14 protein-coding genes are annotated in these 21872 nt (G+C 42.4%); all 14 read right to left on the minus strand.

The window, feature by feature from the left end; genetic code table 11:
• Positions 1-21 precede the first annotated feature (21 nt).
• The gene (locus BBH88_RS16090; protein ID WP_040852020.1) at positions 22-855 is read right to left on the minus strand and encodes a phytoene/squalene synthase family protein; all 834 of its coding nucleotides are present in this window, start codon (positions 853-855) and stop codon (positions 22-24) included.
• Positions 852-2309 (minus strand): phytoene desaturase family protein, encoded by a 1458-nt coding sequence (locus tag BBH88_RS16095; protein WP_006829100.1) that lies wholly within the window; start codon positions 2307-2309, stop codon positions 852-854. Before BBH88_RS16095 ends, BBH88_RS16090 begins: the two co-directional genes overlap by 4 nt.
• Positions 2306-3832 (minus strand): phytoene desaturase family protein, encoded by a 1527-nt coding sequence (locus BBH88_RS16100; protein WP_006829101.1) that lies wholly within the window; start codon positions 3830-3832, stop codon positions 2306-2308. The genes BBH88_RS16095 and BBH88_RS16100 overlap by 4 nt, the downstream gene beginning before the upstream one ends.
• A gap of 260 nt (positions 3833-4092) precedes the next feature.
• Entirely contained in the window at positions 4093-4659 is a 567-nt protein-coding gene (locus BBH88_RS16105) for a 3D domain-containing protein (protein WP_006829102.1), read from the minus strand.
• A gap of 247 nt (positions 4660-4906) precedes the next feature.
• On the minus strand, positions 4907-6352 hold the full coding sequence (locus BBH88_RS16110; RefSeq protein ID WP_006829103.1) for a DEAD/DEAH box helicase: 1446 nt from the start codon (positions 6350-6352) through the stop codon (positions 4907-4909).
• A 146-nt stretch (positions 6353-6498) separates the two neighbouring features.
• Positions 6499-8370, minus strand: a complete 1872-nt coding sequence (locus BBH88_RS16115) for an alpha-E domain-containing protein (protein WP_006829104.1) — start codon at positions 8368-8370, stop codon at positions 6499-6501.
• Positions 8370-9827 (minus strand): circularly permuted type 2 ATP-grasp protein, encoded by a 1458-nt coding sequence (locus tag BBH88_RS16120; RefSeq protein ID WP_197684177.1) that lies wholly within the window; start codon positions 9825-9827, stop codon positions 8370-8372. The genes BBH88_RS16115 and BBH88_RS16120 overlap by 1 nt, the downstream gene beginning before the upstream one ends.
• A 110-nt stretch (positions 9828-9937) precedes the next feature.
• A complete protein-coding gene (locus BBH88_RS16125) occupies positions 9938-10588 on the minus strand; it encodes a hypothetical protein (RefSeq protein WP_065536499.1) in 651 nt (216 codons plus the stop codon).
• Positions 10589-10712: 124 nt separating this feature from the next.
• Positions 10713-11621: an HD-GYP domain-containing protein gene (locus tag BBH88_RS16130; protein WP_065536498.1), complete on the minus strand. Its 909-nt coding sequence runs from the start codon at positions 11619-11621 to the stop codon at positions 10713-10715.
• Between the two features lie 91 nt (positions 11622-11712).
• Positions 11713-12174 (minus strand): hypothetical protein, encoded by a 462-nt coding sequence (locus BBH88_RS16135; protein ID WP_006829108.1) that lies wholly within the window; start codon positions 12172-12174, stop codon positions 11713-11715.
• A gap of 364 nt (positions 12175-12538) precedes the next feature.
• Complete coding sequence (locus tag BBH88_RS16140; RefSeq protein WP_006829109.1) at positions 12539-14026, minus strand: glutamate synthase subunit beta; 1488 nt, start codon at positions 14024-14026, stop codon at positions 12539-12541.
• A 188-nt stretch (positions 14027-14214) separates the two neighbouring features.
• Entirely contained in the window at positions 14215-18801 is a 4587-nt protein-coding gene (gene gltB, locus BBH88_RS16145; RefSeq protein ID WP_006829110.1) for a glutamate synthase large subunit, read from the minus strand.
• 254 nt (positions 18802-19055) lie between these two features.
• On the minus strand, positions 19056-20828 hold the full coding sequence (gene recQ, locus BBH88_RS16150) for a DNA helicase RecQ (protein WP_006829111.1): 1773 nt from the start codon (positions 20826-20828) through the stop codon (positions 19056-19058).
• Positions 20829-21034: 206 nt separating this feature from the next.
• Positions 21035-21820, minus strand: a complete 786-nt coding sequence (locus BBH88_RS16155) for an SDR family oxidoreductase (RefSeq protein ID WP_006829112.1) — start codon at positions 21818-21820, stop codon at positions 21035-21037.
• Positions 21821-21872 lie beyond the last annotated feature (52 nt).

Here is a 21872-nt window from a genome sequence, read left to right on the forward strand (position 1 = left end):
CAGGCACTTTCACTTTTCGAGTTACAAACAAGCTAATATTGCTTGTTTTGACTCTTCTGGTACGTAATGCTTTTCTCGGAAGACATTGTATTCCTTCGTACGAATGGTAGCAAGAATTTCTCGATAAACTAATGCTGCTCCTTTAACGGGTACTCGTGAGGACAGTGGATAGTCCTGAATGGTTTCGAAAGCTATCTTGTAATGAAACTCGGCTTTTTCTGCCAGTTCTTCCCACACCGCGATAAATTGCGGACTAACAATTCCAGTCCGCAGCTCGTCTTCACACAATTCGTATTTCTTCATAATTTCTTCTGGCAGGTAGATTCTCCCCATTTCCAGATCTTCCCCTATGTCCCGAAGAATGTTGGTGATTTGCATAGCATACCCTAGCGAAATAGCACCTTCTTTAAGGATTCCAGTTTTTCCCGGAGCTAAAATCGGGAGCAACATCAGACCAACTGTACTGGCCACATGATAACTGTAGTCTAGCAATTCTTCCATTGTATGATAGCGATTAATTGTCAAATCCATTTCTTGTCCAGTTATCAAACCAGAAAATGCTTCTGTGTCCATTTCGTAATTTTCAAATACATGAGCTAACGCTACCCACATGGGATTTTCAGCATCGTAAATACCCGTCAGAAATTCGTTGAAATCCAGTTTAAATTGATTGAGCTCTTCTTTGGAATTGAGCCCTTCATCCACAATATCGTCCACTGTCCGGCAAAACGTATAAACAGCCCAGACAGCTTTACGTTTTTCCTTCGGCAATAAGGAAAACGCTTTGTAAAAGCTCTTCGAATGCGCAGCAATGACTTGTTCACAGGAGGTGTAAGCATCTTTCAGCTTCATCATGCATTGCCCCTTTCCTTTACAAAATCGCCTTGGATTTGCTCTGCCAGCAGCTTTGCGCCTTGCATGACGATTGGAATTCCTCCTCCTGGATGGACAGAAGCACCAACCGCATACAAGCGATCTGTTTTAAATGGTTTGACTTGGGGACGGAAAACACCAGACTGGAATAAGGTTGGGCCAATTCCGAAGCTGCCTCCTTTAAAAAGACCGAAAGCTTCTGCTTCTGTTGGTGTCCTTATTTCCATCCATTCAACGGCTTCCCGGAAGTCCGGGAAAGCCAATTCTTCCATACGATCAATGATTCTCTCGATCCATGCTTTATCGCTCGCCCAATCGATATCTGTCCCTGAAGGTACCGGAACCAGTACGTAGAGGACACCTTTGCCTTCTGGAGCCAGCGAATCGTCAATTTTCGACGGATGAAAAGTGTAGATCGCTGGGTTTTCGGTCTTCCGCTTCTTCACGAATACATCATCCATATGGTCTTCGTAACTGTCGCCAATGAAAAATTGGTGGACATTGCCTTCTTCATATACCTTATTTAAACCAAAATACAATAACACACATCCCGAAGACGCTGTATAGCTCTTCTTTTTCTGCTCGGGCACTACTTTTTCGATGCCGGGAAAATCGCCATTATAGACGACGGCATCAAATGCTTCAAAGCCTTCTGCCATTTCAATCCCTTTTGCTTGCTGATTTTCTGTGACGATCCGCTTGACTGGACAATCTGTTTTAATGGTCACGTTATTGCGTGCTCGCAGCGCTTTTTCCATAACTGGAATTAGGCTTCCATAACCACCTTTTAAATAATATACCCCATGTTCATGTTCACTGAAAGGTACAAGCGAATACATCGCCGGAGCATGGAAGGGATCTCCACCGATATACAGTGACTGCAGAGAATAAGCTAATTGCAGCCGCTCGTCACGAAAATAATTTGATGTGAGTTTTTTAACGGACTGTTGAGGCTTTAGTTTCAATAATTTTTTTATGTTTGCAGCTGTAAAAAAATCGGCTTTATTGACAAATGAATGCTCTAAAAAAGATGACTTTCCGATTTCAAAACGCTTGCGCCCTTCTGAAATATACCGAAGAAATCCGTCTTTCTCTTCTGGAAAAACATTTTCAATTTCTTCAAGCTGACGGTTGATATCCGGATATTTGGTGTACACGGTACCATCTGGAAAACGAATAGAATACAGCGGGTCACATAGTAACAATTCGATATCTTCCGCAGGAATTCCTGCTTGCTGAAGCAGATCTTGAAACATTTCAGGTAATAAGACGATTGTCGGACCCTGATCTATCTTAAAGCCATCTCTTTCGACGAAAGCTAAACGGCCGCCAAGCTTTTCTTCTTTTTCAAAAATGGTGACATCAAATCCCATATTCGATAAATATAATGCCCCCATCATGCCGCCGACGCCGCCGCCGATCATAGCTATTTTCATGCAAATCCCTCCAGTTTAGGCAGAGGCAGAATCGGTATTCCTTTTTTGCCGTGCTGCTCAAGAATACCGTTAGCAGTGATGCGGGCAGATTCCAGAATAGTCGGCAATCCACTTCCTGGATGAGTTCCCCCACCAACCAGCCAGCAGTTACCTAATTCTTCGAATTTATTGTGAGGGCGGAATACCATCATTTGTGTTAGTTGATGACCAAGATTGAACGTCGCGCCCTGATAAACTGAATAGTCTTCCTGCCATCCCATTGGCGTCAGCATTTTCTCTACCTCGATATGGTTCCGCAAATTTTTAAACTCGGACTTTTCCTCAATGATATCCAGAACCAATTCCCGGAACGCATGCTGTTCTTTTTCCCAGCCGATATCACTGAAGTTATTTGGCACAGGCGCTAAAATATACAGTGCCGATTTTCCCTCAGGTGCCAATGTCGGGTCGGTAACGCTTGCGTTTTGCACATAGATGGAAGGGTCTGCAGAAAGAATACGTGATTTCGTCATCTCTTCAACATTTTTCTTGTAGTCTTTTGAAAATACGATAGTGTGATGCGAGAGATCATACTTTTTATCAAGACCTAAGTACAGCATGAATGTTGAGCAGGAATATTTTTTCTTCGCCAGTTTTTCTGGCGTGTATTTTTTCAGGATTCCCGGTTCAACTAAATGATTCATGACATGGGCAAAGTCACCATTGATAATCACTTCGTCAGCGACTTCGCGCTGGCCATTATCAAGGTCTACACCTTTAACTTTACGATTTTCGATCCATAATTTTTTAACGCCGGTATTGGTATGGATTGTGCCGCCGAGTTCTTCTACAACTTTTGCCATTGCCTGCGATAGTTGATTTACTCCACCAATTGGATGATAAATGCCATAAGCGTGTTCCATGTAAGAAAGAATTGAAAAAGCACCAGGACATTCCCACGGTGACATGCCTAAGTATTTTGACTGAAAGGCAAAAGCCATCTTCATTCGCTCATCTTTAAAATAGCGGGACAAAACTTCATACAAGGTTTTACTTACCTCGAGTTCCGGTAAAGCTTTTAAGACCTTCGGATGAACCATGTCGAAATAACTGTCCATCTTTGACTGCAGCATTGGCGATAAAGCTTCTAGTTTCTTTCCTGTTTCTTTCATAAACCGTTCATATCCGTCACCGTCGCCTTTGAAATTCTCATTGATTTGTTTCTTCATTTCCTGTTTATTACGTGTCATTATCAGGTTCTGATCTTCAAAGATCAATTCATACATAGGGTCTAACTCAATTGCATTCATGTAATCTTTTAAATTGCGGCCAGTTGTTTCAAATAATTCTTCCACTAAATGCAGCATACTTAAAAAGGTGGGCCCAGTATCAAAAGTAAAATCACCTAGGCGCAGCTCTGCGTTTCTGCCTCCTACCCACGGTTGTTTTTCATAGACATCTACTTGGTATCCTCTACTGGCCAATAACATAGCCGCAGCTAAGCCGCCAGGTCCGGCTCCTATGACAATTATCTTCTCCGACATAACAGATGCCTCCATTTCCAATAGCCCTAAAAATTCTACATTTATTATACAAATATTATACCGTCAAACTCAAAAAAAGACTATACATTTGAATTTACCTTCTTTCTATATTTGTGATTTATCCACCACAGCAATTACGTTTTGAATTTTGACTGGATACCAGAAAAATTCCCACCTTGTAAAACCTCTATAAATTAGCATTCACAATTGATGATTTATGCACAAAAAAATCCAGCTCATTTTTATGAGCTGGATTTTGCTTATTTCAGTATTTTTATTTTTACGTTCTTGCGTCCCCACTTAAGTGCACTGCTTTGAGTGGGAATGAAGACATCAATTTTATTTCCTTTAATGGCACCGCCTGTGTCACCAGCAACAGCATACCCATAGCCTTCGACATGAACTTTCGTTCCTAATGGAATGACTTTCGGGTCTACCGCAATAACTTTCAGTCCCGGATTTTTCTTCAGGTTAAGTCCTGTTCGGGTAATTCCTGAACATCCTTTGCAGTATGCCGTATAGGCAGTTGCACTAACTGTAAATTCTTTAACTACTGATCCGCTTGTAGAACGGGATGGAGTGGTTTTTTTTGATACTGTCTTAGCTGCCGGTTTTTTTAATTGAAGTTTTTGTTTTGGATAAATTGTATTGGACTTTAAACCGTTCCAAATCTTCAAGTTGCTGACTGATACTTTTTGTGTTTTGGAAATCTTATATAGTGTATCCCCACTTTTTACTGTGTATACATTTGATGCGGCTGAACTTTCAATCGAAGTTGCTAGGAATAAAATCAGTACAAAACTCAAGACTGCCAATAGTTTTTTCAATTCTGCTATCCCCTTTGCTTTTTGTAAGTACAATTAAAATAGCACGGGAATATTACAGGCACGTAACAATAAAGAGCATGTTTCATTACAATACCGCTTCATTTTGTGACATAAGTAATGAACAGGTACATTTTAAAACCTAAATAGTGGAAATTCAAAAGACTTTTATACTACATCATATGATTCACACCCTTTTATTCCTGGAAAATAAAAAAAGCACAGGCTTTAATTAGCCTGTACTCTCCATTTACTTATTCGCTTTATGCACTTTCAGCGTTTTTCCTTTTACCGTTTTGTCTTTCATCGCTTTCAACACCATCGGACCTTTGCCATTTAGAATATCGATATACGTCACCGTATCTTGAATTTTGATGATCCCGATATCTTCAGCTGTAACCCCTGGAATACTTGTTAAAGTTCCGACAAAATCAAAAGCACGAAGTTTCTTTTTCTTACCACCATTAAAGTATAGCTTCAGAATGTCCTTATTGACTTGCTCATTTTTATTTTTCTTCAACTTCGGACGACTTTCGAGTTTCTCTGTGAAAGCTAGCGTCGCTTCTTCTACTTCATAAGTAGAAGGTGACGTTCTGCGTGGAATTTCAAAACCGATATAGTCTTCAATCTCTGCTAAAAACTTGTCTTCATTTGGTGTGACGAATGAAATCGCCTTTCCTGTTTTCCCCGCACGTCCGGTACGGCCTGCACGATGCACATAGCTTTCTTTTTCCATGGGCAGATCGTAGTTGATGACATGCGAAATGCTGTCGATATCAATTCCACGTGACGCGACATCAGTCGCCACCAAATAGCGGAACTCACCACGTTTAAAGTCGTTCATGACCGCTGTCCGGTCTTCCTGCAGCATGCCGCCATGCAATTTGTCACATGTGTAATAATGCTTCTCCAATTGTTCCATAACAAAATCGACATTGTCTTTTGTCCGACAGAAAATGATGCAGCTATCCGGATTTTCAATGATGGTCACGTCACGCAATAAGGCAAATTTTTTCTGCTCTGCCACGACGAATAGTGAATGGTCGATTTGGGCAGTCAGGTTTTCTGCAGAAGCAATTTCGATATGCTGAGGATCGATCATATATTTTTTCTGCAGTTTTTCAACATTTTCAGGCAAAGTCGCTGAAAATAGCATAGTGGTCCGTTGTTTCGGCAATTTGTTGATGATCGCTTCCACTTGTTCCACAAAGCCCATATTCAGCATTTCATCCGCTTCATCAAGAACCAGATATTCTATTTGCTCCAGGTTCAATGTCCCGCGCTCGATATGATCGAAAACACGGCCAGGCGTTCCGACAACCACGTGGCATTTCTGTTTCAGTTCAGCCTGCTGGTAAGCGAAAGGCTGCTTGCCATAAACAGCGGCGGCTTTAATGCGTTTAAACCGCCCGATGTTTGTCAGATCTTCTTTTACCTGATCTGCCAGTTCGCGTGTGGGCGTCAAAATCAATGCCTGCGGTTTGTTTTCTTCCCAATCGACCAATTCACAAATCGGAATTCCAAATGCTGCTGTTTTACCACTACCTGTTTGGGACTTTACTGTTAAGTCAGTCTTGGACAGTGCGACTGGAATAACTTTTCTTTGTACTTCTGTTGGTTCTGTGTAGCCTAATCCTTCAAGAGCCTTTACTATTGGTTCACTTACTCCGTATTCACTAAATCTATTATTGTCCATAATTACTCTCCATCTCCGTTCAAAAATTTCAGGTTCTTCTATTATCGCACGGATTTGAAAATTCTGAAGTTAAACGATTATTAAGACTTATCCTGCTCTAATGACCCTTGAAAGTTGAAGATCATCTTCATGATTGGAACTTTTTTCTATTGATCCATCAAGCTTACAGAGACTTTAACATCCAATGATTGGCTTCCCCCCCGGTAAACTCCTTGTACCGGGCTAACGTCGTTGTAATCGCGACCAACACCTACTCGGATATGATTTTCCAGTGCTTCTACGTTGTTAGTCGGGTCCAAACCGACCCAGCCGATGCCTGGAACCATCACTTCCACCCACGCATGGCTTGCAGCATCTCCAACGAGTGCAGAGTTTTCACCAACGTACAAATACCCACTTACGTAACGGGCTGGAATATACTTGCTGCGAAGAATTCCCAGCATGACATGGGTAATATCCTGGCAAACCCCTTTTCTTAGATCAAAGGATTCCTCCGCTTTCGTGTCGACGGTTGTTGATTCGCCATCGTAGGTAAAATGTTGATGAATATATTCCATTACATCAATAGCGTATTGCACAGGGTTTTTCATTATACCGAGCTCTCGGTCAATTTGTTTCATGTGATCGATCGTCAAATACGTATATGCGGTGTTGCTTAAAAATGCTAAATAATGCTCTCTAAATAATTGCGAATGAAAAATGGCGTTCATTTCTGGTGAATAATCAATCCGATGGATAAATGGACTTTTTTGGATACTGACAATTGATGTTGTCTTTACTTCCAAATGTTGATGATGCTCCGCGATAAAAAAGGTCTCAACATGGTTGCCCCAAATATCGATGTGTTCTTTTGTGAGAGAAGCCGGTGTGATTTCCGCACGATAAGACAACAACCGCTGACATTCATCTGTTCTCGGTTTTAGCCGAATTGAGTTCATGCTTTGGTCCACAATGGTTTCATATTCAAATATATTTGTGTGCTCTACTTTATATTTCATCGAAGTTATTCCTTTCGTGCCCATGCTCTGTGATTGGCTGAACTCCATCGGGTTCGTCTCCGAATCGCTCAAATAATAGGTTTTCGAAAAGACTTCTCCCACTTCATTACAACCATTCTGAAAATCATTTAGAAAATCCATGATTTCATCCGAGTTTAGCTCATCTATACTGATTTCTTCAAACTCTTCCTGCAATTGGTCTAACTTTGCATAAAGCTCCCATGAGTAATGAGAGATTTTACCGCCCTCCAGTTCATCGATTGCTTTACGCACATGCGTCAGGCAGTAACGAATTGACCTTGGAAAGTTTGGATTGGCAATAAGGAAAGCCAAGACTTTCTTCGGATTCATCTGTGGAGGGTTCATTTTCAAATAGGCATTGTAACCGTTCGTCATCCGCAAAGCAGCCAACCAATAATAATAATCTTCAGACTGAGCTTCTACTACACGTTCTCTTGTCCGCTCGCATACCACATTTAAGATTCGCGCTGTTTTTTCAGCACGTTCAAGCCACTTACCAATTTTGATAATTTGATATGAGACTCCTCGAGACATAGCAGATTCAACAATCCCTTGGGTAATGAGCGATGTTAATTTAACTTGTTCGAGAAATTTGCGCATTTCTTTGACTGTACAGCTTTTTTGATCTATTTCCATCAAGATTAAATAACAACCGTTCCAGGCTTCCCAGTAATCATCCGGAATGTGATCCCGGCTGATTCTTGCATTTTCACGAACAATTTTCACACAGCTTGCTACAGAATTAGAATTGGCTTCTTCCATAGCTAAATAATGGACAAGCTGATCTTCCTGATAACTTGGCAGTGATTTAATTTGTTTCATCGTTTCAGTTGAAGCACAAATTTCATAAATCAGCTTCCAATCACTGTCCCGAATTAGCTCTTCATCAGAGGCTTCGATCATTTGCAATAATTGCACATCTAGAATTCGGGCGTTGTTCTCGGCTCTTTCAACGTTTCTCGACATCCAATACAAAGAATTCGCTACACGGCTAAGCATCAGTCGTCCCCCTCTTCTTCTCTTTTCTTGAACACCCACGTGTCCTTGCCTCCGCCGCCTTGGGATGAGTTCACAACCAGCGAGCCTTCTTTTAACGCGACGCGGGAAAGTCCGCCCGGCATAACGTGTGTATCCACTCCGCGAACCACAAAAACCCTTAAATCGACATGGCAAGGATAAAATGCTTCTCCCTGATATGCTGGAGCCCTGGATAATTTGATGGTAGGCTGGGCAATATACTGGTGAGGAGTCTCAATGATTTTTTTACGGAATTCCTCAATCAGTTTTTCAGATGCGTGCGGTCCGACCAACATATCGTAGCCACCCGAAGCGCCAACATTCTTGACCACCAATTCGTTTAAGTGATCCAGCACCCATTCCCGCTCTTCCGGATTGTCCAGCAAGTAGGTTTTCACGTTATCGATGATCGGCTCTTCTCCCAAGTAATATCGAATTATGTCCGGCACATATGCGTAAATCGCTTTGTCGTCTGCTACGCCATTGCCAATACCATTTAAAATGGCAACGTTGCCTTTTCTATAGGCCATCAACAGACCGGGAACACCCAGTGCAGATTCAGCCAGAAATGCTTCAGGATCCAAATAATCGTCGTCAATTCGGCGATAAATGATATCTACACGCTTCAAGCCCCGAATCGACTTCATATAGACAATGTTCTTTTTAACGATCAGGTCTCTTCCTTCGACCAAATCCATTCCCATCTGCTGTGCTAAAAACACATGGTCATAATAAGCAGAATTATACATTCCCGGTGTCAACAAAACGGCAAAAGCTTTCTCTTTTCTTGATTCTGGCGCATGATCGAGTATCGCTTGGTGCAAATGGGAAAGCTGGTGCTCAAGAGTATGAACCGATTGGCTAGCGAAAAACTCAGGATAAACCTGACGCATAACGTATCGATTTTGATAAACATAAGACAACCCGGATGGATTGCGCAAATTATCTTCAAGCACATGGTATTTTCCGTTTTCGTCACGAATCAAATCGATTCCTGCCAAAAAGATATGATTTTTCAGCGGAATATCAATGCCCTTGACTTGTTCATCGTAGTAATACGGATTTTCCTCAACTAACCGTCTTGGAACAATTCCATCACGCAGAATACGCTTGTCCTGATAGACATCTTCCAAAAACTGATTGAGCGCTTCCGCCCGCTGAATCATTCCTTTTTCTACCACTTCCCATTCTTCGGAGGGAATGATGATGGGAATAAAGTCAAAAGGCATCGTTCTTTCTGTTCCTACATTATTGTTGTAAACCGTAAACGTAATACCTTGTCTCAAAAACGATAGCTGAGCTGTTTCATGCTTTTCTCTCAGTTCTTCTGTTGAAAAACTTTGAAGTACATCGAAAAATTTTCGATAATGCGATTTTGGTTTTCCATGGGGTGTGAACATCTCATCGAAAAATGCTCCTGTTGCATAAGTTTTAAACAAACGAGCAGCTCCCTTCATACGTAGAATATTCAGTTAAAAAATGAATTAAGAAAAAAGCTATGCCGTTTCTATAAACGCGCATAGCTTATCTTCATTCTATTATACCGAATTTACTTTCCGAATGTTGAATCATTTGAAGATGAGTTGTCTTTTTTCGATGATTCATCCGATAGATTCTTTTTCAGGGAATCTGTATATTCTGTGCTTCCTCCGAGTGGTTTGCCTGCATCAGAAGAGGGATTGTCTGAAGTGTTTGGCTTACCGAACGTTGAACTTTCTTCTTTTGATAAATCAGATGAATCATCTTTTTTCAAAGACTCCGTATACTCCGTGCTTCCTCCATAAATTCCGCCTGTTGGCTTGTTGCTATCAGTGGAAACCCCACTCGCAGAACTCGCTTTGGATTTATCTGTCGAAGTGCTGCTATTATCAGCATTTCCACCAACATCATCCTGAAGTGTCTTATTGGCTTTATCCAATGCGTCTTTCTCTTTATTCATCATGTCCTGCTGTGAATCAATTGCCGTTTTCACTTTTTCCACCGCTTTGTTGACAGTTGGCTTCACTTTATCGACCATGCCGCCCGATTGTTCATTGAAGCGATCGAGACCTTTTTTGATATTTGCTTTCATATCAGCTTTACTAGTTTCAGACATTCTACCTGTTTCCGTTCTTTGCTGCGTCATTGCTGCACCGATTAACGCACCGAGACCGATTAATATAAGTTTACCGAACATGCCACCTGATGAATTTTTGGCCATTTGAATCTCTCCTCCTTATTTGTGTAAATCATTGTGTATAAAGTATTGACTAAACCGGTTGTTTTTAAACATTTCAAGCAAAATAAAAGACATCTCGAAATGTCGTGGCGTCCGAATTCAGCATCTATTCACTTAGTTTTCCTTCTTCTTTCAAAACCTGCTCGAAAGCCCTAACAACTTCCTCGTCGTATTGAATCCCAATCAGGCTGTTAATTTCAATCATTGCATATTCAGCAGAAAATGCAGATCGATATGCCCTGTCCTCAGTCATCGCATCGAAGGTATCACAAACTCCGATAATTTTTGCTTCTATCAATATTTCATTGCCTTTTAGTCCATGAGGGTACCCTCTTCCATTAACACGCTCGTGATGCTGTTCGACGATATCTGCAATGTCTGCGTAAGGTGTATCACGAATCATGGCAGTCCCGTCGCCCGGGTGCTTTTTCACCAATTCAAATTCTTCATTTGTTAATTTGCTTGGCTTTTTCAAGACTTCTTCTGGAATATTGATTTTGCCGATGTCGTGTAGGATTGAAGCTAAAAACAGCTTCTCCATATGTTCTCTTCTCAATTTCATTTCAGATGCCGTTTTTACAGCATAATTAGCCACACGAGAACTATGGTTAAAAGTGTAACGATCCTTTTGTTCAACAGTCTCTCCTATTTTTTTAAGCTCATTAATAACTTCACTAAGGTAGTAAAAAACAGGAGCAGTAGAGACAGATAAGAAGCTTACTTCTGTTAAAGCAGTAAAATGAACCGTTTCTTCTAAATTTTTAGCAGAAATAAAATCATTTTCTTTTATTTGAATTTTCCTGCCATCAATTTCTACTTCTAAAACCCCATTTAATATATAAAAAAATTCTTGAACTAATGCATCTTTACCAGGAAAAAGAATAATTAGCTTATCCTTCATCACTGTTTGTTTAATTATTTCAAGACCATCACCACGACCAAGCAGGCTTATAAAGGTGGACTCATTATTCACTTTCTCCAGATATCCATTTTTCAATATATCTAAGCCCTTCATAAGTTCACTTCCTTTTAAAAAACTATGAGAGTAAAGATTATTATTCTCTACTTTCATAGTACTCTATAAGCCGACAATTATACAAACTGATTTACCAACCTACTACTACCATTGGATCGATTAATTCTTCACGATCGGCAAATTCGATTAATACCCATTCTATTTCCATTATCAATCCAGCTTTTTCTGCTTTTTCTATTCCTTTGAGTGTCATGCTTTCAGTTTTTACTTTCAGTTCGCTAATTAACTTAGCAGATTTTTCTTCATATTCTTTAGTCAACAAAGCCTGCTTCGCTACATCTTGATGCTTAGATTTTTCATCCTGATATTTAGCGTACATCTTTTCGGATTTATCTACTGCTTTATTAATTTCTTCGTAAATTTTTTCATTCGTTTTATTAACTTCGGCTATTGCTTTAGCAACTTCTGGCGTCATTTCATTTGTAACATCATATTTCACAGCTTCATTATTACTTTCTGCAAATACGCTCGTGCCCAACCCTAATGCCATAACCACTGAAAATAATACTGCAATCACACTCTTTTTCAACATGTATATTCCCCCTATTTTGTTTTTTAGCAGGGTCTGGAAATTTTAATTCTTTACAAGTGAGAATATGCACCATATCACCTATTTTTTACTTAAAATTCCATATCCGACCTTCTATAGTATATACTTAGTAGGTCTTTTGCACAACTGTTCATTGCATCATTTACATAAAAGACACATTTTTTCTTCAATAAAGCAACTGGAAATCACTTAATTATCAGTTTTCATTAATAAAATGCACTTGTTTTTTCTTCGAGTAAGCGCAGTCCTAAATTCACTATTCTCTTTCTACAGAAAAACTGCGTGCAAACCCCATATGGAGTTTGCACGCAGTTTTTCACTAAAACAAACAATCTACTCTTCATTTTTACGGCAATACAGTAGTGCCCATCAGGAAACGATCGCATTCACGTGCCGCTTCCCGGCCTTCATTGATAGCCCAAACGATCAGACTTTGACCGCGACGAACATCTCCCGCTGCAAAAACGCCTTCTACGCTGGTTGTATATTTTCCATATTCCGCTTTCACTGTTGAATTCGCTTCTGTTTCCAGCTCCAGCTGCTGAATCAGTTCCTGTTCAGGTCCACTGAAGCCGATGGCAATCAATACAAGATCCGCTTTCCATACCTTTTCAGTGCCCGGAATTTCTTCGCGGATTCGGTTGCCTTTTTCATCTATCTTTAACTTCACATTTACAGTATGCACTTCTTTGATTTGTCCGCTTTCATCGCCGACAAATTTCTTTGTCATGACCGCATAAGCTCTTGGGTCGTCGCCAAAAGTCGCAGCCGCTTCTTTATGGCCGTATTCTATCCGGTGAACTTTCGGATACTGAGGCCACGGATTTCCTTTTTCGTCGCGAATCGCACCTTTTTTGTCGTAAACATCAAACTGAACAAGGCTTGCACATTCATGGCGGACGGATGTCGCTAAGCAATCAGTTCCTGTATCTCCGCCGCCAATGACGATGACGTTCTTGTCTGTTGCCGAAATGTAGTTGCCGTCTTTAAAATTCGAATTCAGTAGACTTTTTGTGCTGTCATGCAGGAAGTCCATCGCAAAATGGACGCCATCCAATTCACGACCTTCCACATCGATATTGCGGTGAACAGTTGACCCGGTGCACATGACGACTGCCTCAAAATCATCCTTCAGTTTTGAAGAAAGGTAGTTTTTCCCCACCTCTACATTGGTGATAAAAGTGATCCCTTCCTGCTCAAGAATATTGACACGTCTCTGCACCATATCGTAGGACAGTTTCATCTCCGGAATTCCGTATGTCAACAAGCCACCCACACGGTCGCTTTTCTCAAATACGGTTACTAGATGCCCTGCTTTGTTCAGTTGCGCTGCCGCTGCAAGTCCGGCTGGCCCTGAACCGATTACCGCGACTTTTTTACCGGTCCGTGTTTTCGGTGGTTCCGGCACAACCCAACCTTCCTCAAACCCTCGTTCGATGATGGAACGTTCCACTGTACGGATAGCTACAGGCGGTTCGTTGATACCCAATACGCATGCTCCTTCGCAAGGTGCCGGACAAGCCACTCCAGTAAATTCAGGGAAATTATTTTTCAGATGCTCACGATGTAAAGCTTCTTTCCATTGGCCGCGGTAAACCAGATCATTCCATTCAGGGATAAGATGATTCACCGGACAGCCGGTCGTCACATTGTCCAAATCCATTCCGGTGTGGCATGTCGGCACTCCACAGTCCATACAGCGCGCACCTTGTTTCTCTACTTCTTCATCTGATAGAGGGATTGTATAGTCGTTCCAATCTTTTGTCCGTTCAGCAGGTTGGCGTTCTTTGACTGTTTGTCTGTCGTATTCCATGAATCCAGTTGGTTTGCCCATCATTTCCCTCCTACTCACAATTTCTCATGTTGAATCCGCAGAGTTTTCGCCTGTTTGCGAAAGCTTGGGATTTTTTTATCGAGACTCTACTATCTTTTTCTTATTGTCCAGACTCTAGCAACCAGCCCCTCGAGTCGCTTTCCCAGAACGCCTTACAGCTATCACAGCTGAACAGGACTTACACTTTTCTATTTCCCAGCACTGGCCATTTTACTTTCTTCAAAAGCTGCCATTTCCGCTTCAGATTTTGCCATGCCGCTGTTTTGTAGTTTGTTGATGCGTTCGTTGATTTGAAGATAGGCTTTGGGGATAACACGCACGAACTTAGCTGTATAAATATCCCAATTAGCTAATAACCGGGTTCCCTTGGCACTGCTCGTATAATGAACATGTTTCTGAACCATTTCACGTAATTCTTCAATTTCTGCAGGATCGGCAAGCGGCTGTAAGTGCACCATTTCCGCATTGCAGTGTGCACTGAATGTGCCTTCTTCATCGAGCACATAAGCTACCCCGCCAGACATGCCGGCAGCAAAGTTTTTGCCGGTTTTCCCCAGAATTGCTACGCGGCCGCCGGTCATATATTCGCAGCCATGGTCGCCCACACCTTCGACGACAATTTTTGCCCCACTGTTTCTAACGGCAAAGCGTTCTCCTGCGACACCGTAGATATAAGCTTCACCGGCAGATGCCCCGTAGAATGAAACATTTCCGATAATGATATTATTTTCCGGAAGGAATGTTGAATCTAATGCCGGGTAAACCGTGATTTTTCCGCCTGACAAGCCTTTTCCTACAAAGTCATTGGCGTCACCGATTAAGTTCATCGACATGCCTTTTGGAATAAATGCGCCGAAACTTTGTCCGGCAGAACCCTGGAAGTTCAGATTGACCGTGTCATCAGGCAAGCCTTCTGCACCATAGCGTTTTGAAATGGCACTGCCCACGATGGTCCCTGTAGCTCTGTGGATATTGCGGATTGCTGTCGCGACTTCTACGCGTTCACCGGTTTCTATCGCATGACGGCAACGCGGCAATAGTTCCTGATGGTCCAGCGTCTTTTCCAGTTCGTGATTTTGTTTGATGGTTGCATAACGTCCCACTTTTTCAGGAAGGTTTGGCTGATACAATAAGGCACTTAAATCAATACCGCCCGCTTTCCAGTGATCCACTGCCTGGTTGGCTTCAATGACGTCCGTTCGTCCAATCATCTCATCAATTGTGCGGAAGCCCAGTTCCGCCATCAATTCACGCGTTTCGCGTGCGATAAAGCGCATGAAATTTGCTACGTGCTCTGGGTCTCCACCATACTTTTCGCGCAACTCCGGATTCTGGGTCGCGATACCGACAGGACAAGTATCCAAATGACAAACGCGCATCATGACACAGCCAAGTACGACGAGAGGGGCAGTTGAAAACCCGAATTCTTCAGCGCCTAAAAGAGCTGCTGTCACTACATCGCGTCCAGTCATCATTTTGCCGTCTGTTTCCACAACAATCCGATCACGCAGCCCGTTTAATAGAAGAGTCTGATGCGTTTCAGCCAAGCCAATTTCCCACGGCAGGCCCGTGTGCTTCAAGCTTGTTTTCGGCGCTGCTCCCGTACCCCCATCATAGCCGCTGATCAATACGACATCCGCACGGCCTTTTGCAACGCCAGCTGCAATCGTTCCGACACCAACTGCTGATACTAGTTTGACACTAATACGCGCAGCGGGATTTGCATTTTTTAAATTGAAGATTAGTTCAGCTAAATCTTCAATTGAATAAATATCATGGTGTGGGGGCGGTGAAATCAGTTCAACGCCCGGAGTAGAACCGCGTACTTCCGCAATCCACGGATATACTTTTTTGCCCGGTAAGTGTCCGCCTTCTCCCGGCTTCGCTCCTTGCGCTACTTTAATTTGGATTTCATCGGCGTTCACCAGGTAATGGCTGGTTACACCAAAACGGCCGGATGCCACCTGTTTAATGGAACTGCGGCGATTATCGCCATTATCGTCGGGAATAAAGCGGGAAACTTCTTCTCCACCTTCTCCTGAATTGCTTTTTCCACCTATGCGGTTCATCGCAATCGCAAGAGCTTCATGCGCTTCTTTACTGATGGAACCATATGACATGGCACCTGTTTTAAAACGTGCACAGATTTCTTCGATCGTTTCCACTTCTTCAATCGGCACTGACGTCTGTTGTTTAAAGGACATCAAGCCACGTAGTGACTGAAGGTTGGCCTTTTCGTCAGTTAACAGATTGGTGTATTTTTTGAAGACATCGTAATTATTGGTCCGGCATGCATGCTGCAGCATATGGATCGTTTTTGGATTGTATTGGTGGTTTTCTCCATTTTCACGGTATTGGAATTCGTCACCGGAATCCAGTGCCTGATCATCTCCTTGAGCAGTCGGGTAAGCTGCTGCATGCCGCATAAGCACTTCTTTGGCAATAATATCAAGACCAATTCCGCCAAGGCGCGAAGAAGTACGGGTAAAGTATTTATCGATTACGTCCATATGAATACCGACAGCTTCAAAAATTTGTGCGCCGCGATAGCTTTGAATGGTTGAAATCCCCATTTTGGATAAAACTTTGATGATGCCATCTGTAACAGCTTTCACATAAGTTTGTTCCACTTCTTCAAACTTCGCATTAGGAATATCTTCAATTTCAATCAAATTCTGAATCGTATCAAAAGCTAAATAGGGGTTAATGCCTTCTGCTCCATAGCCAAGCAAAGCAGCAAAATGATGAACTTCACGAGGTTCTGCAGATTCTAGTAAAATGCTCATTTGTGTACGAGTGCCTTGACGGATCAAATGGTGGTGAAGCCCTGAAACGGCAAGTAAAGCTGGAATTGCTGCGTAATCTTCATTGACACCGCGATCAGATAGGACAAGCAACGTCGCGCCGCCTTTAAGAGCTTGATCCGCTTCTGCAAAAACCGCTTCCAGCTTTTGTTCCATCGCTTCGGCACCATTATTTTTTGAAAACAGGATTGAAATCGTCGCAGCTTTGAAGTCCGCAATATTCTGCTGACGCAACTTCTCAAGTTCCAAATCTGTCAAAACGGGTGTTTCCAGACGGATGTGACGAGCACTTCTAGGGCTTGGCTGAACCAAATTCCCTTCTGCACCGATGGTTGTCCGTGCGGCTGTAATAATATGTTCCCGAATCGCATCAATCGGCGGATTCGTAACTTGAGCAAACAATTGCTTAAAGTAATTGTATAGAAGTTGCGGTTTTTTCGACAAAACAGCCAACGGTGAATCGTAGCCCATTGAACCGACAGGATCTTTGCCTTCAGTTGCCAGCGGCTTGATAATTTTTTGGACTTCTTCCATGGTATATCCAAAAGCCAGCTGTCGTTTGATCAAGGGTTGCGTATCATCAGAGTTTGAAGGTTTTACTGGCTCAGGCAGATCGGCCAGATCGAACATGTTTTTATCGATGAAATCTTTATAAGGCAATTCTCCTGCAATCTGAAGCTTGATTTCTTCATCAGGAATAATCTTGCCTTCTTCGAGATCCACCAATAGCATTTTGCCTGGACGCAGACGATCTTTATAAATAATGTCATCCGCAAAAATATCCAATGCTCCTACTTCTGAACCCATGACGATCATACCGCTCTTCGTCACATAATAACGCGCGGGACGAAGGCCATTTCGATCAAGACAAGCCGCAATTTGTTTCCCATCAGTAAAGACTAGTGCAGCCGGACCATCCCACGGCTCCATCAACGTACTATGGTATTCGTAGAAATCTCTTTTTTCTTGTTTGATGGTCGGGTCATTAACCCATGGTTCCGGTACCATCATCATTGCTGTATGCGCAAGAGATCTTCCAGATAAATGCAAAAATTCAAAACAGTTGTCGAACATAGATGAGTCACTACCTGTTTCATCGATGACGGGAAGAACTTTTTTAAGGTCTTCTTCATTGAATGCATGGGAAGCACAGAGCATCTGACGTGCACGCATCCAATTGACATTCCCCCTTAAGGTATTGAATTCACCGTTGTGGATTGAGTAGCGGTTAGGATGTGAACGCTGCCAGCTCGGGAAAGTATTCGTGCTGAAGCGAGAGTGGACGAGAGCCAATGCAGATTTGAATTCTGGATGGTTGAGGTCAATATAAAATGAATCCAGCTGTTCCGGGATAAGCATTCCTTTATAGACAATCGTTCCTGCTGAAAGGCTACTGAAATACACGTCTTTAAAGTCTTCTTTGCCGACCATCGCCTGTTCGATCCGCTTACGGATAATATACAAACGACGCTCAAGGTCTACCCGGTTTTCCAAGCCGTGCGCAGCCCCGATAAATACTTGGCGGATAACTGGCTTGGTTTTTGAAGCGACTTTGCCAACAAACGAATCATTTACTGGAACCGGACGCCAGCCAAGACAGATTTGCCCTTCTTCCTGGATGATCTGATGAATCACTTCCTTTGTCTTCATCCGAAGATCGTAATCCTGCGGCATAAAGAGCATGCCGATTCCGTACTTGCCTTCTTCAGGCAATGTAATACCTTCTTTTTCGCATTGCTTCAAGAAAAAACGGTGAGGGATTTGAGTTAAGATCCCTGCGCCATCTCCTGTACTTGTATCAGACGACTGTCCGCCGCGGTGTTCTAAGTTACACAATATATTAATTGCATTTTGGACGATTGCATGTGATTTTTCCCCGTTAATATTGGCGATCATCCCTATTCCGCACGCCTCATGCTCTTGATCTGGATGATAAAGTCCTTGTGGGATTGGATATTCTTTCTTGCTCATCAAACCGCCTCCTTCATTGCACTCTTGTGTCATAATATTTTGATAGTATATCATAAGTCTGAATATATATACAATTCCTCCGAGCAAAAAAATGTTTATACTAAGCCCAAAATCCTATGTACTGCTGAAAACGCTTCCATTTATCTTTAGGAAGAACGAGAATGTTTATTATAATAGAGTGTATAATTATACAAGTCTGACAATTTAAAATAAAAAAACCCCATTTTATATGAGGTTTTCCTACTTATATTTATTCAGTTGTTTATAGCATCAAAAGAATGAATTGCCTGCAGAAACGCTGCTCCATACTTCTCGAGCTTGTTCGCACCGACACCATTGACTTCTAAAAATTCCATTTCGTCTCTTGGTCTTCTCGCTACCATATCCTGCAATGTTTTATCTGAGAAAATAACAAAAGGCGGTACGCCAGCTTCGTCGGCTAGACTTTTCCGGACTATGCGCAACTCTTCGAATAATGGATCATTTGAAGCAATCCGTTTAGTGACAACTGCACCTTTTCTCAGCACTTTGCGCTTGCCCAGCAATACATCTCTTCCACCGTCAGGCACATAGATAGTCGGGAATGAACCTTGTTCCACCGCTAATAGCTCTTGGGAAATCATAAACTCAATCAAGTTCGAAACTTCCTTGGCATTTTGATGCTTTAAAATCCCATAAGTCGATAACTTATCAAAACGGAAATCCAGCACCTTTTTATTGCGTGAGCCGGTCAGCACTTGGGCGGTCATCGCCTTGCCAAACTTCTGTCCCATACGGATGACACAAGACAGAACCATCTGGACATCTTTCGTAACATCCATACTTTCCCGGTCATCTAAACAATTGCCACAATGTCCGCACGGTTCGGCCGCGGTATCTCCAAAGTAATGGATAATAAACTGCTGCAGACAGTTTTCTGTATGACAATAATCAACCATTCCTTGCAATTTCACAAGCTCACCCGGAATTCGGCCAGGATCTTGAGCTTGATCAATTAAAAAGCGTTGTGTTTGTACATCTTGTGAGGCGTATAGCACAATACATGCACTCGGCAAACCATCTCGTCCTGCACGCCCTGCCTCTTGATAGTAGCTTTCCATGTTTTTCGGCACTTGATAATGAATGACAAAACGAATATTGGATTTATCGATGCCCATGCCGAATGCATTGGTCGCCACCATGACAGTCACCTCGTCATTCAAGAAACGCTCTTGCCCGATCTTTCTCTCATTGTCAGGCATCCCCGCATGATACTTAGCCGCTTTGATGCCTTTTTTTAATAGCATCTCGTAAACCGAATCTACTGTTTTTCGGGTGGCAGCGTAAATAATACCTGCTTCTTTATCGTTTTTCGCTACATATTCCTTCACAAATCGCTCCCGATCTTGTCCGCGTATAACCGAAAACGTCAAATTGGGCCGTTCAAATCCAGTCATAATCGTATGCCGTTCTTCGATATCTAAAATTCGGCAAATGTCTTCCCGCACTTGAGGAGTTGCAGTAGCAGTCAAAGCCAACACCGTCGGATTATTAGGAAACAATTCTGTCATGCGGCTAATCAAGCGGTAGCTCGGACGGAAATCATGGCCCCATTGTGAGATACAGTGGGCTTCATCGACGGCAATCAGCGGAACATGGACTCCCTGCAATTCATTAAGGAACATCTCTGAATCCAACCGTTCTGGTGCAATATACAATAATTTAATTGCTCCACGCTGAACATCCATCAACGTTTCCCGCACTTCATCAAAATCGAGGGAACTATTTATATAAGCAGCCGGAATACCGGCTGCTAATAGAGCATCTACTTGGTCTTTCATCAATGAAATCAAAGGCGACACGACAATGGTGGTCCCTTCCATAACAAGAGCAGGAATTTGATAGCACATGGACTTGCCTCCGCCTGTCGGCATGACGCAAATCGAATTATGCCCTTCAAATACCTGCGTAATGGCTTGCTCCTGGCCGACCCGGAAGGACTCGTAACCAAAATGGGACTGCAGTAATTTCTTTGCACTTTCCAACAAAATAGAACACTCCTAATACTCGTATCGTATGAGTTAGCTTACCACATTTCCTCGTCTTTTTCTTTGATGAAACACCAAAAAAGCGTTCCCTTATAGAGACAAAAACAACCATCCTTCAAGCTGACGCTTTCAGGACGATTGCTTATTTTCTTGCTTTTTAAGCTAAAGGAAGAAAGACTACTTGAAGCTCATTCTTCACTGCTTCTTCAAATTTTCATATCCCATCGCTTTGCTTCTTCTTGCTTCATCTGTTTTTCTGTTTCTTCAGGAAAGGCAGTGCGGAATTGATGTGTATCAAGCGGGATGATTTCCACCATTTTCTCTATCATGTCTGCAGGATCGTATTGATTTTCCAGCGCTTTATCAGCCTCTTCCATGTCTTCTTTCCGCGTAAAATGAATGGCTTCATCATACCATTTCCACTTCGCTTCTGCGCTGCGGTCATTAAAGCCTGTCGCAAAAGCTCCTGGATTGATGGTTGCCACTTGAACGCCGTGGCCTTCGAGTTCCTTCTGCATCGTTGTCGCAATTGCTTCGATAGCATGCTTGGTCGCAGTGTATGGCCCAACGTATGGCGATGCCATGATCCCAGCCATTGAAGACATGAAAATGATCTTCCCTTTTCCTTTATCTACAAATTTACGCGCTGCAATCTGTGCAGTTTCCAAAGTGCTGAAGACATTGACCTCGAATAATTCCCTGAAATTCGACATCGGCACTTCTGAAAGTGGTCCACCTTCGTTGACTGCGGCATTGGCAACAAAGATATCGAAATCATAATCGAGCATTTGTGCTAAATCCTGAGGATTTTTGATATCCATCTTAAAAACTTCCAATGCCAGTCCTTTTGATTCAGCTTCCTCTCGCAAAGCCGTCACTTGCGGAGCCGTTTCAACCGGCGCAATGACTTTATGCCCTTGCTTTGCCAGACCGAATGCGGTTCCTTTTGCCAGCCCGCTTCCTGCTCCTGTAATAAATATTGTTTTAGTCATTAATATCACCCTCCTATAATCCATTTGCTATACTTCCTGTTTTCCCATAGAA

It is taken from the genome of Planococcus antarcticus DSM 14505 (assembly GCF_001687565.2).
GTDB lineage: Bacteria > Bacillota > Bacilli > Bacillales_A > Planococcaceae > Planococcus > Planococcus antarcticus.

Bases quoted from the DNA above. Each gene is read 5' to 3' on its own strand.
- BBH88_RS16130 (WP_065536498.1), bottom strand. From the start codon at position 11,621: ATGAAGGGCTTAGATATATTGAAAAATGGATATCTGGAGAAAGTGAAT.
- BBH88_RS16155 (WP_006829112.1), bottom strand. From the start codon at position 21,820: ATGACTAAAACAATATTTATTACAGGAGCAGGAAGCGGGCTGGCAAAA.
- BBH88_RS16140 (WP_006829109.1), bottom strand. From the start codon at position 14,026: ATGGGCAAACCAACTGGATTCATGGAATACGACAGACAAACAGTCAAA.
- BBH88_RS16125 (WP_065536499.1), bottom strand. From the start codon at position 10,588: ATGGCCAAAAATTCATCAGGTGGCATGTTCGGTAAACTTATATTAATC.
- BBH88_RS16110 (WP_006829103.1), bottom strand. From the start codon at position 6,352: ATGGACAATAATAGATTTAGTGAATACGGAGTAAGTGAACCAATAGTA.
- gltB (WP_006829110.1), bottom strand. From the start codon at position 18,801: ATGAGCAAGAAAGAATATCCAATCCCACAAGGACTTTATCATCCAGAT.
- BBH88_RS16090 (WP_040852020.1), bottom strand. From the start codon at position 855: ATGATGAAGCTGAAAGATGCTTACACCTCCTGTGAACAAGTCATTGCT.
- BBH88_RS16115 (WP_006829104.1), bottom strand. From the start codon at position 8,370: ATGCTTAGCCGTGTAGCGAATTCTTTGTATTGGATGTCGAGAAACGTT.
- BBH88_RS16100 (WP_006829101.1), bottom strand. From the start codon at position 3,832: ATGTCGGAGAAGATAATTGTCATAGGAGCCGGACCTGGCGGCTTAGCT.
- BBH88_RS16135 (WP_006829108.1), bottom strand. From the start codon at position 12,174: ATGTTGAAAAAGAGTGTGATTGCAGTATTATTTTCAGTGGTTATGGCA.
- BBH88_RS16095 (WP_006829100.1), bottom strand. From the start codon at position 2,309: ATGAAAATAGCTATGATCGGCGGCGGCGTCGGCGGCATGATGGGGGCA.